Source organism: Marinococcus luteus, assembly GCF_900106595.1.
GTDB lineage: Bacteria > Bacillota > Bacilli > Bacillales > Marinococcaceae > Marinococcus > Marinococcus luteus.
Map to the genome: position 1 here is coordinate 67,046 of NZ_FNNC01000004.1, position 19,018 is coordinate 86,063.

Annotated in this window: 22 protein-coding genes; 9 read left to right on the forward strand and 13 right to left on the reverse strand. The window is 46.8% G+C overall.

The annotated features are described in order from the left end of the window. Positions 1-195: 195 nt before the first annotated feature. Together BLV22_RS09530 and BLV22_RS09535 are read right to left on the reverse strand one after the other, a co-directional pair. Entirely contained in the window at positions 196-1,671 is a 1,476-nt protein-coding gene (locus tag BLV22_RS09530; RefSeq protein WP_091614449.1) for a Na+/H+ antiporter NhaC family protein, read from the reverse strand. Positions 1,672-1,965: 294 nt separating this feature from the next. Then, positions 1,966-2,388 carry a universal stress protein gene (locus BLV22_RS09535; RefSeq protein ID WP_091614452.1) on the reverse strand — a complete coding sequence of 141 codons (423 nt, stop codon included), beginning with the start codon at positions 2,386-2,388 and terminating at the stop codon, positions 1,966-1,968. Between the two features lie 239 nt (positions 2,389-2,627). Between BLV22_RS09535 and BLV22_RS09540 the strand changes: the two genes are divergently transcribed. Beyond that, complete coding sequence (locus BLV22_RS09540; RefSeq protein ID WP_091614454.1) at positions 2,628-3,095, forward strand: NUDIX hydrolase; 468 nt, start codon at positions 2,628-2,630, stop codon at positions 3,093-3,095. A gap of 36 nt (positions 3,096-3,131) precedes the next feature. Here the strand turns inward: BLV22_RS09540 and hemG are convergent, their stop codons facing one another. Then, on the reverse strand, positions 3,132-4,517 hold the full coding sequence (hemG, locus tag BLV22_RS09545) for a protoporphyrinogen oxidase (RefSeq protein WP_091614457.1): 1,386 nt from the start codon (positions 4,515-4,517) through the stop codon (positions 3,132-3,134). 180 nt (positions 4,518-4,697) lie between these two features. Here hemG and BLV22_RS09550 point away from each other — a divergent pair, with 180 nt between their 5' ends. Then, complete coding sequence (locus tag BLV22_RS09550) at positions 4,698-5,519, forward strand: SDR family oxidoreductase (protein ID WP_091614459.1); 822 nt, start codon at positions 4,698-4,700, stop codon at positions 5,517-5,519. A gap of 97 nt (positions 5,520-5,616) precedes the next feature. On the opposite strand, the gene BLV22_RS15185 is transcribed toward BLV22_RS09550, so the two are convergent. Further along, the gene (locus BLV22_RS15185; protein ID WP_022795241.1) at positions 5,617-5,802 is read right to left on the reverse strand and encodes a hypothetical protein; all 186 of its coding nucleotides are present in this window, start codon (positions 5,800-5,802) and stop codon (positions 5,617-5,619) included. Between the two features lie 143 nt (positions 5,803-5,945). Next, the gene (locus tag BLV22_RS09560; protein ID WP_091614462.1) at positions 5,946-6,500 is read right to left on the reverse strand and encodes a phosphatidylglycerophosphatase A family protein; all 555 of its coding nucleotides are present in this window, start codon (positions 6,498-6,500) and stop codon (positions 5,946-5,948) included. Between the two features lie 127 nt (positions 6,501-6,627). Here BLV22_RS09560 and BLV22_RS09565 point away from each other — a divergent pair, with 127 nt between their 5' ends. Together BLV22_RS09565 and BLV22_RS09570 are read left to right on the forward strand one after the other, a co-directional pair. Then, positions 6,628-7,353, forward strand: coding sequence for an alpha/beta hydrolase (locus BLV22_RS09565; RefSeq protein ID WP_091614464.1), 726 nt, complete (start codon positions 6,628-6,630; stop codon positions 7,351-7,353). Positions 7,354-7,372: 19 nt separating this feature from the next. Continuing rightward, positions 7,373-7,801: a GNAT family N-acetyltransferase gene (locus tag BLV22_RS09570; RefSeq protein WP_176967742.1), complete on the forward strand. Its 429-nt coding sequence runs from the start codon at positions 7,373-7,375 to the stop codon at positions 7,799-7,801. 10 nt (positions 7,802-7,811) lie between these two features. Here BLV22_RS09570 and BLV22_RS09575 read toward each other — a convergent pair whose 3' ends face one another. From BLV22_RS09575 to fabI, 4 genes are all read right to left on the reverse strand, one after another. Further along, entirely contained in the window at positions 7,812-8,132 is a 321-nt protein-coding gene (locus BLV22_RS09575) for an HNH endonuclease (RefSeq protein ID WP_091614935.1), read from the reverse strand. Positions 8,133-8,488: 356 nt separating this feature from the next. Next, on the reverse strand, positions 8,489-10,525 hold the full coding sequence (ptsG, locus tag BLV22_RS09580) for a glucose-specific PTS transporter subunit IIBC (protein WP_091614470.1): 2,037 nt from the start codon (positions 10,523-10,525) through the stop codon (positions 8,489-8,491). Between the two features lie 189 nt (positions 10,526-10,714). After that, positions 10,715-11,551 carry a glucose PTS transporter transcription antiterminator GlcT gene (gene glcT, locus BLV22_RS09585; RefSeq protein WP_091614472.1) on the reverse strand — a complete coding sequence of 279 codons (837 nt, stop codon included), beginning with the start codon at positions 11,549-11,551 and terminating at the stop codon, positions 10,715-10,717. 30 nt (positions 11,552-11,581) lie between these two features. After that, positions 11,582-12,364 (reverse strand): enoyl-ACP reductase FabI, encoded by a 783-nt coding sequence (gene fabI, locus BLV22_RS09590; RefSeq protein WP_091614475.1) that lies wholly within the window; start codon positions 12,362-12,364, stop codon positions 11,582-11,584. Between the two features lie 117 nt (positions 12,365-12,481). Between fabI and prpE the strand changes: the two genes are divergently transcribed. Then, positions 12,482-13,219 carry a bis(5'-nucleosyl)-tetraphosphatase PrpE gene (gene prpE, locus BLV22_RS09595; protein ID WP_281241108.1) on the forward strand — a complete coding sequence of 246 codons (738 nt, stop codon included), beginning with the start codon at positions 12,482-12,484 and terminating at the stop codon, positions 13,217-13,219. Here prpE and BLV22_RS09600 read toward each other — a convergent pair. From BLV22_RS09600 to BLV22_RS09615, 4 genes are read right to left on the reverse strand one after another with little or no spacing between them, the layout of a single operon-like run. After that, positions 13,195-14,091, reverse strand: coding sequence for an RluA family pseudouridine synthase (locus BLV22_RS09600; protein WP_091614477.1), 897 nt, complete (start codon positions 14,089-14,091; stop codon positions 13,195-13,197). The genes prpE and BLV22_RS09600 overlap by 25 nt on opposite strands. A 4-nt stretch (positions 14,092-14,095) precedes the next feature. After that, entirely contained in the window at positions 14,096-14,890 is a 795-nt protein-coding gene (locus BLV22_RS09605) for an NAD kinase (protein ID WP_091614940.1), read from the reverse strand. Between the two features lie 23 nt (positions 14,891-14,913). After that, entirely contained in the window at positions 14,914-15,549 is a 636-nt protein-coding gene (yjbM, locus tag BLV22_RS09610) for a GTP diphosphokinase (protein ID WP_091614480.1), read from the reverse strand. A gap of 33 nt (positions 15,550-15,582) precedes the next feature. Further along, the gene (locus BLV22_RS09615; RefSeq protein WP_091614483.1) at positions 15,583-15,960 is read right to left on the reverse strand and encodes a UPF0738 family protein; all 378 of its coding nucleotides are present in this window, start codon (positions 15,958-15,960) and stop codon (positions 15,583-15,585) included. A gap of 150 nt (positions 15,961-16,110) precedes the next feature. Here BLV22_RS09615 and BLV22_RS09620 point away from each other — a divergent pair, with 150 nt between their 5' ends. The 4 genes from BLV22_RS09620 (at position 16,111) to BLV22_RS09640 (ending at position 19,003) form a co-directional block, all read left to right on the forward strand. Beyond that, a complete protein-coding gene (locus BLV22_RS09620) occupies positions 16,111-16,698 on the forward strand; it encodes a CYTH domain-containing protein (RefSeq protein ID WP_091614487.1) in 588 nt (195 codons plus the stop codon). 75 nt (positions 16,699-16,773) lie between these two features. Further along, positions 16,774-17,493, forward strand: coding sequence for a lytic transglycosylase domain-containing protein (locus BLV22_RS09630; protein ID WP_245724066.1), 720 nt, complete (start codon positions 16,774-16,776; stop codon positions 17,491-17,493). 181 nt (positions 17,494-17,674) lie between these two features. Then, positions 17,675-18,061 carry a globin domain-containing protein gene (locus BLV22_RS09635; protein ID WP_091614495.1) on the forward strand — a complete coding sequence of 129 codons (387 nt, stop codon included), beginning with the start codon at positions 17,675-17,677 and terminating at the stop codon, positions 18,059-18,061. 21 nt (positions 18,062-18,082) lie between these two features. Beyond that, positions 18,083-19,003, forward strand: coding sequence for a ClpXP adapter SpxH family protein (locus BLV22_RS09640; RefSeq protein WP_091614498.1), 921 nt, complete (start codon positions 18,083-18,085; stop codon positions 19,001-19,003). The last annotated feature ends 15 nt before the right edge of the window (positions 19,004-19,018 follow it).

The window sequence follows — 19,018 nt, forward strand, 5'->3', positions numbered from 1 at the left end:
CTTACGTATTATATTAGAGAAATCAAAGACAGAGTTCATTGGTCATCCTGATTCAAAATAGAAACTTTTTTCATGCATTTTCACTAATTTTCTTCATTCTGATATTGTTGTTTCGCAGATAATATAACAACAGCCTCTGCTTCTTCAAAAAAATGCCATAAACAAAGCACGCTGCCGAAGCAGCGCGCTTTTGGTTTATTCTGAAGGACGTTCGCGAAGTTCTTCCCCGTTCTTTCCTTCGTAGCGGCGGCCCCATCCGGTAATCGCTGCAAGCAGCATAATCAGGACAAGAAACCACCCCTGGAAGACGAAAGGAAATACTGCAGTAGGTTCAACCACCGGCAGCCAGTTGTACTGCTCCTGCATAGTCTGAATCGTAGACCAGCCAAGAAGCACCGGAGCTCCCCACGGGAAAATGTAGCCGAGCGCCGATGTTACTGCGTCAAGCAGGTTCGCCCGGCGGTAACGGTGAATCCCGTATTTCTCCCCGATATCCCGGACAAACGGGGCAGCTGCAATTTCCGCAGCCGTGTTGATCGTAATGGAACTGTTCAAAAGAGCTACAATGCCCCACATCGACAGTTCTGCCCGGCGCACAGAATTTTTAATCCAGCGAACCAGGCCGTTGGTAATCGCCTGCATAGTTCCACCGAGTCTCATTAAATAAGCTGCCGCCACAATTAATAAAATCAAAATGGCCATGTTCAAATAGCCGGTGACACCATCGATTAAAGCCCCTTCGACTACAGCATCTGCTTCAGGGTTAAAACGAATAATATCTGACAGTGAACCAAGACCGGAAATTACGATTAACGGAATGGCAGACACAATTCCCCACGTTAATGAAGTAATTAAATGCTGGCCGGATAATGCTAATATAAGCACGAGTAAAAATGGCAGAAGCATAATCAGGCCGCCCGGCGAAACGTCTTCCACCACGTTTGCCGCAGAAACGCCGGAGACAGCACTGTCGCCTCCCCCGCCAAATACCGCAAATAATACTGCACTTGGAATAGCTGCTGCTACTGCATATTTGAACCGGCTGCGTACCACGCCCGGCACATCCGCATTCTGCGTTGTCGCTGAAACGATCGTAGTATCAGAAACAGGCGCAAGATTGTCGCCAAATACCGCACCGGCAAGTATTGCAGCGAACAGCAGCACCGGGTCCGCTCCTGTAGCTACGCCGGCTGGAAACATTAGTGTACAAAACGCCACGGTCGTACCATAGCCCGTGCCGACCGCTGTAGAAAAGACTGCAGCAAGCAGAAATGTTACTGCGGTGAACAGGCCCCCTGTCACACCTGTTGCTATTCCTGTCCATACAAGCCCTTCTACTAGCCCACCTACCTGCAGCACCTGGGCAAACATCCCCGCATAAAACCAGGCTACCATGGCGATTACGCCGATAGGCTGGGCCAGACCGTCAAACAGCCCCTGGGCGTAGTCTGCCCACCGGCTTTTACAAAACATCATGCCAAGGGTCAGTCCGATGAGCGCCCCCAGGACCAGTCCAATCTCAGAAGACAACTGGAGCACACTGGTAGTTATCGCCCAAACAACAAAAAACAACAACGGGACCGCAGCTCCAAAAGCCCCAAGCCTGAAATCCAAATTTTCGATAGATTTTGCCCCTACGGCTCTCTCTAACTTCTCTTCTTGTTCTGCCATGTGGAAAACTCCTATGTATAATATTTATTCAGCACGAAAACCATTCTACCACTCCTATGCCTGTTTGTAATGGACAAACGTACACCACGAAAAGAATTTTGCGAATCATAAAAAGCCGCCTGTAAAAATGGCAGCTTTCATGTTTGCGTCTGCGGATTTTTAGCCGGCAGCGCACAGAATATTCCTATTGTCGGGAGGAGAAGAATCATTCGTAGTCTCGACGATCAGCTCTGAAATCATCACAAACGACAGTAATTTTCATACAGCAACCATACCATATCCACTATTGTATAATTATTTTACAACAAGCACGGGGTGCCGGATCTGTTCCACAATTTTTCTGCTGACGCTGCCAATAACCATTTTCTGCAGCGGATTCAGCCCTCTGCTCCCTACAACAACACAATCAAAATCGTATTCGTTGGCGTATTCACTGATAGCCGCTGCCGGGTCCCCGTGGAGCACCACTTTTTCTGCTCTTATTCCTTCTGCGCTCAGTCGTTCGACCGCCGGCTGCAGGATTTCTTCTTCGTTCTGCTTCCGGATATACAATTCGTGTTCACTGAGCCGGTTTGATTTCGGCTGCACAGAGGCGGTGGCATAGACTACCTCCACGTAAATTTCTGCTCGAACCGGCGCGATACTTTCAATTGCTTTTTCCACTGCTCGGGCAGAGTGGTCGGAACCATCTACTGCAATTAATAATCGTTTAAACATACAAGCGTCCCCCTGTTACTTCGCTCTCGATTTCCTGCTTTTAATTTATTGTTCCCGGTTTTCGATCAGTTTATACAGTATTTATCCTGCAATACCGGCGAAATTTATTCACATCTCGATTTTTATTGATTCTTTCACTTTAACATACCATATTTTTACGTATGAATATTGATACTGCTTTTCTCCTGCCCATATTTTCATGATATGGTAGAGAAAACACTACGGAGAGGGAGTTTCATGTGGGGTATGTAGAAAACCTAAGGCGGCTCGTCGGAAAAGAAACAGTAATTCTCGTGGGCGCTCTCGTTATTGCAGAAAACGATGAAGGCCGTATTCTGCTGCAGGAAAGAACCAATCCCCCGGGAAGCTGGAGTTTTCCAGGAGGGTTAATGGAGCTCGGGGAAACGGCCGAAGAAACAGCAGTCCGGGAAACCCTGGAAGAAACAGGTCTCCATGCCGGCGGCCTCCACCTGTTTAATGTGTACTCCGGGGAGGATACGTTTGTGATTGCCCCGAACGGTGACCCTTTTTACTGTGTAATTGTTGCCTACACCGCTGATCATTTAGAAGGTACCATCCAGCCTGATCCTAATGAGTCAGCATCGGTGGCTTTTTTGGATCCTTCGGCCCTGCCTGAAACAATCGTAGACGGCCAGCAGGCGGTTATGAAGGAGTACCTGCGCAGCAGGCATTCAATTGATACGTAAAAAAGCACGCCTTTTCCTTTTGGAAGAGGCGTGCTTTTAAATACTTTTGTACAGAGCTTCGGCAGTATTAATCCCGTTTTGAATGCAGGCGCCGATACCAACCCCGTAATACGAAGCACCGGCCACGTGAACACCTGGAAACTTCTCTTTCAGAAGCCTTTCAAGCTCTTCGACAGCTGACTGATGCCCGATGTGATAATTTGGCATCAGCTGTTCCCAGTCTGTTACTTCCAGCCTTACTGGCTCCTGTTCAATATGAAGGCTTTTCTTCAGGTCATTTAGCGCTGTCTGCTTTATCTGTTCTTCTCCTCCTTCCTGCATTCGTTGATACGCAGGCTTGGAGCTTTTGTAAAACAAACGCACCAGCACATTTTCCCCTTTCGAAGTATGGGTCCATTTCCGGTTGCTCCATGTGCATGCATTACATTCAAGATCGCTGTTCTCTGAAACGATAAATCCCGTCCCGTCCCGCGGCAGACTGTCTGGCGGCAGAGAAAAACCAGCATACACACTTAAAAGAGATGAACTCTGGAACTCGTTAAATGTTTTTGTCATCTCTTCATCCTGCAGCATATGTGCTGCAGTACGGTGCGGTGCAGCTATAACTATGGCGTCTGTGTGCAGGCTTTCTCCGCTGTCGAGATTCACCTGATACGCTTCGTCTTTCTTTTTGATATGCTCCACCTGCCGTCCAAACAGCACCTCTGTTTCGGTTAATTTTGAAAGCAGCGCCTCCGGCAGCGAAGACAAACCATTTTGGAAGGAAATGAATTTTTTCCCCCCACCCGCTCCGAATGTTTTTTTGTTTTTAGCAACTCCCCGCATGATGCTTCCAAAATCATTTTTATAATCCACCAGATACGGCAGCGTCGATGCCATAGTAAGTGAGTAAATATCCCCTGAATACACGCCGGACAAAACCGGTGCAATTTGGTTTTTCACCAGTTCACGGCCCAGAAAGGATTCAAGGAACTCCCCTACCGAGCTTTCTTTCGTGAAGGTTTTATTCTTTTTTACGTAGTCCCCAAGTGCCCGAATCTTTCCTTTCCAGGAAATAAGCGGACTTTTTAAAAGCGACACTGGGCCCGATGGAATGCCAAAGACTGCATCCTTCGGGAGCGGATACAGCTGATCTTTTACATACAGGTACGACACTCCGGTGCTGTTATACACCATTTCTTCTTCGAGTCCCACCTCTTTAACTAATGGAAGCACCGCGCTGTGCCTGGCTACAACAGAATCAGCCCCAGTCTCCATAATAAAATCTTCATGATGGACGGTTCGTATTTTACCGCCTGCTTTTTCTTCTTTTTCCACAAGTGTCAATTCAATATCGCTGTTGCTTTCCAATTTCCATTTCTGCAGGTAATACATAATAGTGAGTCCTGTAATTCCCCCGCCAACTACGGTAATGCGTTTCATCAGCCTTCCTCTTTTCTGCATTCTAACGATTTTATCCTCTATCTAAAATTATGCCGCCGTTCTTTATTTCATGCAAATATATAAATAATTTCATGCATTCGTTTACAAATGTTTACAAAGAGACAGGAACAGGTATTGGTATCAGGCTGAGACCTGCTATTTTTGAAAGGAGAAATACCTATGGGAAAATTAAATGGAAAAACAGCAGTTATAACTGGTGCTGCGAACGGGATTGGAAAGGCCACGGCTGCGGTGTTTGCAGAAGAAGGAGCAGAAGTTGTTTGCGCTGATGTGAATGAAAACGATTTGCTTGAGACTGTCTCTTCCATCAATAATAATAACGGCAAAGCTGCTTCTGTTAAGCTTGACGTTTCAAGCGAATCAAGTGTTCAGGAGTTTGCAGAACATGTGAAAAGCACTTATGGTACCATCGATGTTTTATTCAATAATGCCGGTATCGATCAGGAGGGTGGCAAACTTCATGAATATCCGGTCGAATTATTCGATCAGATTATGAGTGTTGATCTGCGGGGGACCTTTTTAGTGAGCAAATATATAATACCGTTAATGCTTGAAAACGGCGGCTCTATTATCAACGTCTCTTCCATGTCCGGACTCGCTGCTGACCTGGACCGTTCAGGCTATAACGCGGCCAAAGGCGGTATCACGAATATGACGAAAGCAATGGCGATTGATTACGGCCGTAATAAAATCAGGGCGAATGCCCTCGCTCCCGGGACTATTGAAACTCCGTTGGTTGATGACCTTGCCGGCAGCCAAGAGGAAGAAAGCGGCCGGCAGTTCCGCGAGGCACAAAAATGGGTGACTCCAATGGGACGACTTGGAGATCCCCGGGAAATGGCTACGGTAGCTCTTTTTCTTGCCTCGGATGATAGTTCTTTTGTTACTGGGGAAACTATTTTAGCTGATGGGGGGCTGATGGCCTACACCTGGCCGGGCAAAATGCTGTTTGAACAAGGATGGAAGGAAAGCACTGAATAGCTTATCATAACTAAGAGCCGCTTTATGTCCCCTGGCATAAAACGGCTCTTACCTTTTCTTATTCAATCTATTTTTTCTAAAGCTGTATGTGTAAGCTTTAAGCTTCATCGTACGTATATCGCACTACATATTTATTGGAGCGCAGCTTTCTTATTTCTACGAGCGGGCCCAGTTCGTATCCGTTGTGCCAGTTTTCTTCCAGCTTTGCTTTGAGGCAGCCGGCTTGAAACTTTGAATGGAAGGTCTTTTTCCAGTATATCCAACGTGGTTTGGTTTCTTGCACTAGAATTTCTACTCCTTTATCGTATATTTAAGTTTGCTTTTTCTCTACATATTGTACTCCCAATTGCTTTATTTGTTAAGCACAATGATTATCTACACAAAAACCCCGCAGCCAAAAAACTGCGGGGTTACTTATTTTAACTTTCAGCCGATCAATTCTTCATCCTCCCGGTGTTTAATCTGCTTGCTCGTGCGCTCTTCTTCCTTATCACGCATCCGGTGGGCAAGACGTGCAGAAGCACTCGAAGCAATGCTTGCGACCAGATCATCCAAAAAGGTATGCACTTTGTCTTCGCTCGTATCCAAATCGTTAATAATACCGTCTTTGGCTTTATCCAAATATCCAAATGTGGTAACGGCTATACTTCCGAACCCAAATACCGAACCAAGCGCCACCGTTTCGTCAATACCAAATAGGCCTTCATCCGTATCAACCAGTGACTGCAGAGGCTCAGACAGCTGGTTATTTTCAGCCAGCTTGTCGATTTCCACGCCCACTAAGATAGCATGCTGAATTTCTCTTTTATACAATACAGCATCCACGCTTTCCAGGCAGTCGTCCATTGTCAGATTTGGTGCGTATTTTGCCTGCATATTATATACGATATCTGCAATGTCCTGAAGGGAAACTCCACGCTCCTCGAGCATATCCCTTGCTGCTTTTTCTACTTTTTCACTTGAAACTTTTTCTTTAGTCATATTGCTGCCTCCTTTGTCGAGTGCAATCCGGAATACATAAAAGCCCTTAAAATTATGTTACAATAGCTATTGCAACAATAAGGGACTCCACCAATACTATTTCCCTATGAAAGGATTGTGAAACGTTATGGACGGCACCCAGCAGGATGTCACATTTCACAGTGAAATATTGGATCACTCGTTTGATTTACGTATTTATACCCCGGATGGATTCACTCCTATGTCTACATACCATTTAATCATCGCCCAAGACGGTAAGGATTACTTCCGGCTCGGCCATTTAGTCCGCTACGCCGAACAGGCGATGGAGGAAGGAGCTCCCGACACAGTAATCGTCGGCGTGCCCTATCCTTCTGTGCGCCAGCGACGAAACTGGTACCATCCCGATGAGGACGGCCATAATGATTATCTTCAATTTATGGCCTCAGAACTCCTTCCATTTATGGAAAAAGAGTATCACGCTGAGTCTTCACCTGAAGCGAGGACCCTGCTTGGCGATTCACTCGGAGGTACAGTTTCTTTAATGGCTTCTCTCCGCTATCCTAACATTTTTCAGCGGGTCGTAATGCATTCCCCGCTTGTTAACGAAACGGTATTCAATGCCCTGAAAAACTCAGAGGACTGGCCTTCCTTTACGATGTACCATACCATTGGAACTGAAGAGCAGGAAGTAGACACGACAGCTGGTACGGTCGAAGATTTTCTGAAACCAAACCGTGATTTGTACGAATACCTTTCCGTCAAAGCGTCCCACTATCATTATAAAGAACTCGAGGGCGGGCATTTATGGAAGGTGTGGGAGCAGGACGTGCTTCATTCGCTTGCTTACATGTTTGATATTGAACTAGATTGAGGAAGGACTGCGTTTTATGATTGAAGTGTACGAAGTAAGTAACAGGCAGCAGCTCGAAGATGCCTTCCGTGTCCGTTTTGACGTTTTCGTCGAGGAACAGAACGTGCCTGAGGAAGAAGAAATTGATGAATTTGAAGAAGAAGCTGTCCATTTCGTCGTATATGACGGCGAGCAGGCAATTGGAGCATCCCGGCTCCGGCTTGAAGAGGACTACGCTAAAGCGGAACGTGTATGTATTTACTCTTCCTTCCGCGGGACCGGAAGCGGCCGTCTGCTCATGCAGGCCATGGAGTATAAAGCGCTGGAAATGGAAAAGCCCGTCATGAAGCTCAACGCACAAAAGTATGCTTCCGGCTTTTATCAATCCCTCGGATACGAAGTCACCTCCGGAGAGTTTATGGATGCCGGGATCCCTCATGTGGAAATGAAAAAGTCACTTAGCTGGTGAGCAGAGATGCTCATCTTTTTTTCGTTTTCGACCGTCGTACCTTCACTCTTTTTTCTCCCCGTTGCTTTCGTATCCATTTAATAAACCGCCAAATTTTTTCATCGGCCCGCAGCCGTTCAATTGTGTTCAGCCTTACGGCCAGCTCTTTATTGCTGTATAAAGCATGTATCTGACGATGACAGGCTTTGCACAGCCAGACAGTTGCACCGTGTGTTCCTCCTTCATCCTTTGGCACCAGGTGGTGCACCGTTCGTTCGACTTCTTCTCTTCCGCAAAGCTCGCACGTCCCCACCGATTTTTCCTGTTTCAACCACTTTCCCTCCTTTTCCATAATAAAAAGAGAACTGCCGGACGGCAGCTCTCTCAGGCAAGCGTATGAATGCGCCGCCCTTTTTTTATTTTCTTCTTTTAAAATACGCTCAGCCCTCTTTTCGAGTGCCTTATACGCTTCCTGCTGCTCACTCGAATATCGTTTCGGCTCTACCGGCTGTACCCGCTGAACGCGGTGTACTTCAGGTTTTGCCGGCGGCTGCTGACGGTTGGCATAATTAACGGCTGAGGCATTAATATATGGAACTACAAGTGCCATGTTCAGACCCTACTCCACTGGTTACAAGCATGGATTGCTGAAAAAATGATCACTAGTATTCTTTACCCTTGTTTCCATATATTAAGCATTTCAGAACGTTATTTAATCGTAATAATATCGTCTTCCTCCGCCCGAACCGTTTTTCCACTCTCTACACTGACAGTATATTCTTTATCCAGATTGGTGAACACTACTGGTGTCGTTGTAGAAGCTGCTTCCTGGCGGATTTTCCCAAGGTCAGCTTTAACAAGTATATCTCCCTGCTTTACCTTATCGTTTTCTGTTACAAAAACCTCGAAGCCTTCGCCTTTCATATTTACCGTATCCAGACCGATATGGATGAGAATCTCTGTGCCTTCGTCGGTCTGCATCCCTACAGCGTGTTTCGTCGGGAACACAGTAGTAATAGTACCATCGGCAGGCGCATGGAAGGTGCCTTCTTCCGGCACAATTGCAAATCCGTCTCCCATCATTTTTCCGGAAAACACTTCATCTTCCACTTCATCGATACGGATCAACCGGCCGGTGGCCGGACTTGTAATAGACATGGCCTGGATATCTTCAGCAGAAGCAGTATCCATTACAGTAGCTGCTGCTTCTTTTTCTGCTATCGGTTCAGGCGTTTTTCCTGCAATAACGTCCTGCATCTGAGATTTAATCGAATCTGATTTTGGACCAAAAATCGCCTGAACGTTATTGCCGACTTCCATCACACCGGAAGCACCCAGTGCTTTGAGCTGATCTTTATTCACTTTATCTTTTTCATTGACTGTGATCCTAAGCCTTGTGATGCAGGCGTCCAGGTGTTTCAAGTTTTCCTGGCCGCCAAACGCAGCGATGATTTCTCTTGGCAGTTCCTCATCAGAAGCTGCACCAGACATTCCAGCGGCGCCTTCTGCAGCAGCTTCGCGTCCCGGAGTCATCAGGTTGAATTTTTGAATAGCAAACCGGAATCCGAAGTAATAAATTAACGCAAAGCATAGTCCCACCGGAATAACGAGCCACCATTCTGTCCGGTTTGGCACGATTCCGAAGAGCAGAAAGTCGATAACCCCTCCGGAGAAGGTCATGCCAATTTTGACATCAAGCAGCTGCATAATCATAAAGGAAAATCCGGCAAAAATCGCGTGAATCGCAAACAAAAGCGGTGCTACAAACAAGAAGCTGAATTCAAGCGGCTCAGTAATACCTGTCAGAAACGAAGTCAATGCCGCTGAACCCATGATACCTGCGACCATCTTTTTATTTTCCGGACGGGCACAGTGGTAAATTGCGAGGGCCGCAGCCGGAAGACCGAACATCATGAACGGGAATTTCCCTGTCATGAACGTTCCGGCAGTAAATGGCACACCGTCTTTCATCTGTTCAAAGAAAATCCGCTGGTCACCATTGACCGTTTCTCCCGCCTCGTTCACATAGCTTCCAAATTCGAACCAGAACGGTGAATAGAAAATGTGGTGCAGGCCGAATGGTACGAGGGAACGTTCCAGCACACCGAAAATAAATGCGGAGAGCGTTTGGTTTGATTCTGTCACATAGAGGGACAGGGAATTCAATCCGCTTTGAATTGGAGGCCAAACGAGTGTCAAAGCAGCACCGATAACCAGACCGCCAACAGCGGTAGCAATCGGTACAAATCTTTTTCCTGCGAAAAATCCTAAGTAGGTTGGCAGATTAATATTATAAAAGCGTTGGTACATCACTGCTCCTAATATACCGGCGATAATTCCTCCAAACACCCCTGTCTGAAGTGTGGGAATGCCCAGTACTGACGCGTAGCCCGGCTCTTCAAGCATATCTGTATTAACACTTAATAATACGCTCATCGTAACGTTTATAATCATAAACCCAATCAGTGCGGCAAGAGCTGCAACCCCGTCTCCTGCCAGGCCGAGTGCTACACCAACCGCAAATAACACCGCTAAATTATCAAATACTACCCCGCCAGCTTCCGACATCAACTCGGCAATTAATTCTGCCGGAGCAGAAGTCAGAAATGGCAGCAGTTCGATCATTTGCTCTTCCTGCATGGCGGTACCGATAGCAAGAAGCAGGCCGGCCGCTGGAAGAAGGGCAACCGGAAGCATCAGGGCGCGCCCGATACGCTGAAGTACGCCAAATGACTGTTTCCACATATGTATCTCTCCTAACTGTTTTTTTGGAAGGCTCATAATTGACCACAGGTCCCAGCGCATAAAAAAAGGCATGAGAGATACACTAATCGCGAGGTCACAAAGAGAAAAGAAGCTGGTTCTTTCTCCCTTTGGTTTAAACGCGATCAGCATTCTCTCATGCCTGCTTTACCAGTAACACGGAACACTAGATCAATATTTTCGCTTTGATGAAAGCCTTTGCAGATGAATGGTTAAATAAACGGCTTCGCCTTCTGGTATCGTCGTCTGCAAAGCACGCTGCATCGTTCGTATGAGCTTCCAGGACAAATTATAGCAGAAGGGATACTCTGCCTGCAACATTTTTTTTAATGGTTCAGACGCCTCCTCGAACTCACCATTTCTCACCCTTGCGACAGCCTGCTGCAAATGACGGAACAGCCGGCGGTGATCTAAATCTTCCGGAGACAGCTGAATATCAAGAGCCTTCTCCACCATTACCGTCATATCTTTTACAAGCCTCGTATAAGCGTTCACCTGGTCGAGCGGCGTTCTCGTCACTGCCCCGTGCAGGTGCAGTGCGATAAACCCTTTTTCCTCTTCCGGAAGCCGCACCCCTGTCCATTGTTCAATTTCGTCAATGATCCATCCAGCCGCACGGTATTCTTTTTCATAAGCAAGCTGGGTTTCTTTTAAAAATGGGTTGCTGATTGTGAGACCTTTTTTTGTTCTCTCAAGTGCAAAACTTAGATGATCCGTTAACGCTACATGAATGTGTTCTTCGAACGTTTCTGCCCACTCCGCTTCAAGCACCTGCAGAATTTCTGTAATACAAGCGATAAACGTCTCGTCAATATGCTCGATTAACTGTCGGTACTGCGTCTGTTCATTTTCGTTTTTCAGTATGAAAAACTTTTCCGGCGTCTCAGCATCAATGAGGTCCCCCGGGCGTTTAGAAAAGCCGATCCCCCGCCCGGTAAGAATAACTTCCCCGTAGTCCTCATGTTCTGCAATAACAACGTTATTATTTAACCCTTTAATTACTTTCATCTTTTATCACCATGTTCCTGCAGATCTGATTCACATACCGTACGCGTGATAGCCCCCGTCCACATGGATAACTTCACCTGTAATTCCACTCGACATTCCGCTCATCAGAAAGGCGGTGGTGTCTCCGACCTCTTTTTGGGTAACCGTGCGACGCAGCGGAGCATGCTCCTCCATAGCCTTGATGGTATCATTAAAGCCCGAGACGCCTTTAGCTGCCAGCGTACGAATCGGACCGGCTGAGATTGCATTGACTCTAATGGCATCTGCGCCCAGATCGTTCGCTAAATAACGGGTACTCGCCTCCAAAGAAGCTTTCGCTACGCCCATAACGTTATAATTATTCACGATCCGCTCTGCCCCGAGGTAGCTCATCGTAACAAAAGAACCTCCCTCAGTCATTAAATCAAACTCTTTTACAGCCTTTGCCACGGCAGTAAAGGAGTACGCACTGATTTCCTGGGCCAGCAGAAATCCTTCACGGGTAGCATTTAAGTATTCGCCTTCGAGCTCTTCTCTTTTCGCATAAGCCAGGGAATGAACGACACCGTGAATGGTTCCCGCTTCTTCTTTAATTTTTGCAAAGCATTCGCGGATCTGCTCATCGTTGGTGACATCACACTGAACGACGAGTGGTTCTTTCTGGTCCAGCGAATCCGCCAATTTTCTGACACTTTTTTCGGTGCGCTGCTGTCCGTATGTAAATACTAAATCAGCTCCCGCTTCTGCCAGGCTTTCAGCTGCTCCCCAGGCTATGCTTCTTTTATTGGCAACACCCATCACAACAAACGTTTTTCCTTCAAGTGATAATTGCATCGTTGTCTCTCCTTTAGATATGATTGTATCAATATCAAATAATTTCTTTACCTTTATATCATTGAACCGCCGGGCTGTCCAACAGCCGTTATATTTTTTCAGAAGGGAGAGGTCTGAGTGAACAGGCACTTTGACTTTATCAGCGACATTCACGGCTGCGCGCACGAAATGAGCGAAATGCTTTCAGTGCTCGGCTACGATCATAATCAAAATTACACGCACCCCGGCGGTCGTCACCTTGTAATTGTTGGCGACATCACGGACCGCGGGCCGAATTCTATAGACGTCATCCGAATAACAGACCAAATGGTTAAAAGCGGAAATGCCCTGTATTTGCCCGGGAACCATTGCGACAAACTATACCGCTGGTTTTTAGGGCGTCCGGTCCAGGTAGGCCACGGGCTTGAAAAAACCATCCAGGAGTGGGAAGCACTTTTCCCTGGCGAGCAGCAGGAGGTGAAACAAAAGTTTATGGACCTGTTTGAACAGGCACCGCTGTACCAGCTGTTCGACGATGGAAACGTTCTTGCTGCCCACGGGGGCATGAAAGAGGAACTGATCGGCCGAACGGATCGCAAAACCAGGAATGTAGTTTTGTACGGTCCGACAAAGCTAAATGCCAGGCGTGAACCTGAGCGTATAGACTGGGCTCCTTCCTACTGCGGCAGATCTTTCATCATTTACGGCCATACTCCTGTATGGGAAGCGAGGCTCGTCGGCCGGACCTTAAATATCGATACAGGCTGTTCATTTGGACACAAGCTTACCGCCTATCGTTACCCCGAGCATGAATTCGTTGAGATCCCTTCCACTCTGCCGCTGCAGCCGGATCACTTAAATACCTTCAGCCGCTGAGAAGCCAAAAAATCATTAATATCTTCAGGAGGCGGAGCCGTAACGGTGATCATTGTTTCCCGTACTGGATGAAAGAACTCCAGCCGGCAGGCGTGCAGCGCCTGCCTGTTCAAGTATTCATTTCTATTCCCATACAGTGTATCACCAACCAGTGGAAAATCTGAGACAGAGGCATGCACCCGGATCTGATGCGTCCGGCCGGTTTCCAACCCAAACTTTAAGACTGTGTGTTCAGGCAGTACTTCGATTACCTCTGCGGTGGTCACAGCTCTTTTACCGTCCGGTGCTGCCACCTGTTCCACCAGACTGCCCGTACTCGGGCGGATAGGAATATCTATACACGTAAATTCCTGAGGCCACCTGCCCTCAACGATCCCGATGTACTCTTTGGCTCCGGCATTCATATGTTTTTCCATTCGGGAGTGGGCATATGCATGACAGGCAAACGGCACGATGCCGCTCGTTCCGCGATCAAGCCTTGAAACTGGATGAATGGCGGACTGTATGCCTTTGCTTCGAAGATAGCCCGCAAGTCTCCCTGCCAGTGATTCCTCCCCTACTGCTCTCCCGGGAAGCGTCGGCAGGCCCGCAGGCTTGTTGACGACTATGACGTCTTTGTCTTCATAAAGCACTTCCAGCTGCTCCCGGGACTCTTTAAAATGAGCCGGCACCGTTCCTGATGGAATGCTTATCTGCAGCTCGTCCCCGGCACTTAACCGGTCGTTTCCCATGCTTTTTTCCCCATTTATATACAGGGGAAGTGTATCTATTTTTTTCCATGCGCGCCGCGAGACATCCTTAAACTGGCTCAAAAATCTTTTTACCTCCCTGCCTTCTGCGTCGGCAGGCACTTTCCACGTAATCGTCCGCATCCTTTTATTCCCCGATAAACGATTCCTTCACGCGCTTCCAGAAAGGAAACGGGCGGAAGCGGGCGAACCGTACTTTTTCTTCTGCCACCCGGTACTGAATAGACTCAATCCCCTGATCGACAAGGGTGATATGGTCAATAGTGATCTGCATATCCACATCGTTAACCGGGCGCAGAAGACAGGTATGGTGCTGCGGAAGAATTAACGGCGAGCCGATGGTCCGGTAGACCCGGTTATTAATGCTTGCCATTTCGGATATTTGAATACTTGATAAGGAAGGGTGAAGAATCGCCCCACCCAGGGATTTGTTGTATGCCGTACTTCCGGAAGGCGTGGAAATACATAAGCCGTCCCCACGAAACGTTTCAAAATGATCACCTTTAATATCTACATTGCACACGAGGGATCCTTCGAGCGTTTTTACCATACACTCATTTAAGGCTAAGTACCGTTCGAATCTCGTATGTTCATTGTAGCGGACAATTACTTCAAGCAGCGGATATTCCACCACCTGAAACGGTGTTTTTGCAAGATGAATCACCAGTTTTTCCACTTCTTCCGGCTGCCAGTCTGCATAAAAACCGAGATGACCGGTATGTATACCAACAAAGCATACATCTTCAAGCGATTCATAATAATGATGGAACGCCTGAAGAAGTGTACCGTCGCCTCCCACAGTGATGACAATATCCGGATTCACTTCGTCATGGATCAGTCCGAATTCATTCAGATAGGAAAGCAGTTTGTCCCTGATTTCGTTGGAGGTATCGTCTCCGCGGGACGTGACATTATATCGCATGTTTTCATCGGTGGACGGGATGCTCATGTATTTGGACCCTCACTTTCCCTGTTTTGCATATAGATACGCTGTGCTTCCCGTACCTCGCCTTTAATTTTAGACATTTCTTCATCGAGTTGAAACGCAGCTTCTGCAGCGCGCTGCAGCCGATGTTTAATATCCTCCGGAATTTCACCACTGTACTTATAGTTTAAGGAGTGTTCAATAGTAGCCCAGAAATTCATGGCCAATGTCCGTACCTGAATCTCTGTGAGCACGTCTTTGCGGCCGTCAATCGTATGCACAGGATAAGAAACGACCATGTGAAAAGATCGGTAGCCACTCTCTTTTTTTTCCTTGATGTAATCCCGTTCCTCCAAAACCTCAAAATCCTGTCTTGTCCGCATCAGCTCCACAATAGTATCAATGTCGCTGACAAATTGGCAGACGATACGAATACCGGCAATGTCCTGCATTTTTGTGTCGATTTCATCAAGCGGAATATCTTTGCGCTGGGCTTTATCAAGAATACTTGTTACTGGCTTGACCCTCCCGGTAACAAATTCAATCGGAGTGTGCTGTGAAGACATCTGGTACTGCTCTCTTAATCCTTTTAATTTCACCTTTATTTCCTCTACCGCCTGCATATAAGGCGAAAGAAATGTCTGCCAGTTACTCATGGTTTACCACCACTCATTTACATTATTATGAGGTTATACGTTGAATGCTTCTTCAAATGCAGATACCATTTCAGTACCATAATTCCCGTTTCCAGGCACATTATCCATTAAATAATCAATTTCTTCATGAAAGTTTTCTAAATGCAGCGCACTTCCGTTCTTTACATAGACATGCTTTTCATTATCATGAGCTGCTTTCAAAAGAGGCCACACTCTTTTTGGAATGCGCAGCTGCACAAACTCGTCTTCCATATCAAGCACGTAAACAAGTGTCAGCGCATCGGAATCTGCAAGCATCTGTCCGCCATCGCTTAATTTCTGCCATTCTTTTTCCGGCCACTCTTCCACCGGATACATCGTTAATGATTCATTGTCTTCTTCGTAATGATTTACAGTCAATATATGCTGCATGTCATAATTCCTCCAAAACAGGGAAAGTATACGTTTCTTGTCTGTATCTAATTTTATCATAACTTATGTACACAGACAGAGCGCAAACCATATGATAAGATAATGCATAGCGTTTTTCCAGTAATTCGGTATTAGAAAGGACGATTCACCATGGCGAAAGAACAGGAAATTGAAGCGAAGAATCTTTTAACGGAGCAGGAGTTTTCCTCTCTTACAGCTGACTTCGCAATTCAGGAAAGTGATTTTTCTTCGCAGAAAAATACATACTTTGATACCAGCAGCTTCGACCTGCGCTCCCGCAAATCTGCTTTGCGTATACGCGAACGGGGCAACTCATACACCTTAACGTTAAAAGAACCGGCCCCGGAAGGTCTCACCGAATGGAATCAGGCTGTCACTGCCCAGGAAGCCCAGGAGGCTATTACAGCCGGCACGCTTCCTGCCGGTGACGTTTCCGGCCGTCTTCAGGCACTGATTGGTTCCATACATGTTGAAAATATAGGTACACTGATCACTTACCGGGCCTCCCAGTCTTTTCGCGAGGGAGAAATCTTTTTTGACCGGAGCCATTATTTGGGGGTCACGGACTATGAGCTCGAAATAGAAGGACCGAGTGAAAAAGATGTTTCTGCATGGATGAATGAACTGGCTGATCAACATCAATTTCCTCTGCGCAGCACACCGAACAAAATTGAACGACTTTTTCAACGCAGCCGGGAGCAGAATAAAAAACAGTAACATACACATATTGTTCTTCATTTGAAATACTGGTATATTTTTCTTATCTGAATTTTATTAGTGAGGTGAATTTTTTTGACGATTTCTTCCTCTCTTTTCCCATCTTCAACCAATGCAGCTGCGGGTAACGGCCAGCCGTCCATCCCTTCGCAGACAGCTTCTGCTGCCGGGCGTTTCGGCTCTTTTTTATACGATTCCCTGAAATCAACCCAGTCCATCATGTCCGAACAGAACAGCAGCGGATTCAGCCCGGTCTCTTCTTCATTGTTCTTAAATCCATTGAGTGCCAACAGTTATTTCAGCCATTTAGAAGACGAAACATCCAATACTCCGGCCGAACCTGCCGCAAGAGAAGCAAAAAAGGAAACGGCTGCCGCCTCTGAAAGTTCTTCTTCGCCTGAACAACCTTCAGGCTCAGGGGTGGTGCAGACGATTGAGCGTTTATCGGAAAAATACGGCGTAGACAGCAAACTCGTTCGCGCTCTGGTAAAGCAGGAATCCGGATTTAATCCAGATGCTAAAAGCCATGCCGGCGCCATGGGGCTGATGCAGTTGATGCCTGGCACTGCTTCTATGCTTAAAGTAAAAGACCCGATGGACCCCGAGCAAAACCTTGACGGAGGAATTCGCTATTTAAGAGACATGCTCAATAAATACAATGGCAACAAAACGCTTGCCCTTGCCGCTTATAACGCCGGTCCGGGCAACGTTGATAAATATGATGGTATTCCACCGTTTAAAGAAACCCAAAAATACGTACCAAATGTGCTCGCCAACTATCAGGACCTTGTATAAGCCGAAAAAGCAATCCCGTACCGGGGTTGTTTTTTTGCCCCGGCAGCCGTATGTCATTCAAAATATTTGCGGTTGCCGGGTCTCATTGCTAGAATAAAAACTGAAATATAATAATTGCGTTTTGCGCTAGTGCTCTGCCTTTGTAGGCATAAACGTTAAAACGTTGTTCCGGAGGCTTACAATGGCAGCTTTTAAATCAAGCTTCGATAAGCTTGGCGAAGAAAAACTTTCCGAACTTATTGATACGTTTTACAGGAAGGTTGGCAATCATCCGGACCTGGCTCCTATTTTTCCGGATGACCTTACAGAAACTGCCCGTAAACAAAAGCAGTTTATGACCCAATTTTTAGGCGGTCCGCCTTTATATACAGAAGAACACGGCCACCCCCGCCTGCGCGCCCGTCATCTCCCGTTTCCAATTACGGAAACACGGGCAAAGGCCTGGCTGTTATGCATGGATGAAGCGATGGAAGAAATAAATATGGAAAAAGATGTCAGGCAGGAAATGTTTCAGCGGCTTGTGGTGACAGCACAGCACATGATAAATACTACTGAAGAAAATTCATAACGAAAGGAGCGTGAACTGGTCATGGGCAACGAGCATTTTTCTTTTTGTGATGACAGTTCCGGTTCCTGCAGTCTGCCGCAGTCTACCGACACACATTTATCGAAAAAGCCGCTTGAATTATATATTTTTATGGATCCATTATGCCCGGAGTGCTGGGCATTTGAACCTGTATTAAAAAAGCTGCTCATCGAATATGGCCACTATTTCACGCCAAAGCTCCTGCTCACTTCAAACATTGAATGCTGGAGTGAAGAGAAACAGAAGCCAGTGAAAGAAGATATGAAAAAAGAAATGGCCTTGTTTTATGAGGAAGTGGCTACCCGGACCGGCATGCCGGCAGACGGAAGCGTGTGGCTGAAACACTCGGCTCCTACTGCTTACATTCCTGCACTCGCCATGAAAGCAGCAGAAATGCAGGGAAAGCAGCTGGCTTCGGTTTTTTTCCGGAATATAAGAGAGAATTTGTTTCTGCACGGCCGGGACATCTCCACGGAACAAACGCTTGTCCAGATCGCGGAAGCTACCGGCCTGGATATTGAAGAATTTCAGCGCGATATACATTCTGCCTGTACCCGGAAAGCCCTGAATTGTGATATCAGAACCTCCCGCGAGATGGAGGTCGACCAGGCCCCAGCATTCGTGTTCTTTAACGATCATGTTGAAGATGGAGGACTGAAGGTTTCCGGGCTGTACCCCTACCAGGTCTATGAAGAAATCCTCTCCGACATGCTCGGGCACGTACCGGAGCCTTCGCACTCATTAACGCTTGAAAAGTTCCTCTCCCGCTATCCGCGAATTACGACGAAGGAGGTTTCTGTCGTATTCGACTGGAGTGAAAAAGAGGCTGAAAAGCAGCTGAAACAGCTTGTGCTGATGAGAAAAATGAAGCACGTCCCACTAAAAAATGGAGCCTACTGGGAGTATGTGCCTTCCTTTACCTGAAAAAATAAAAATCCG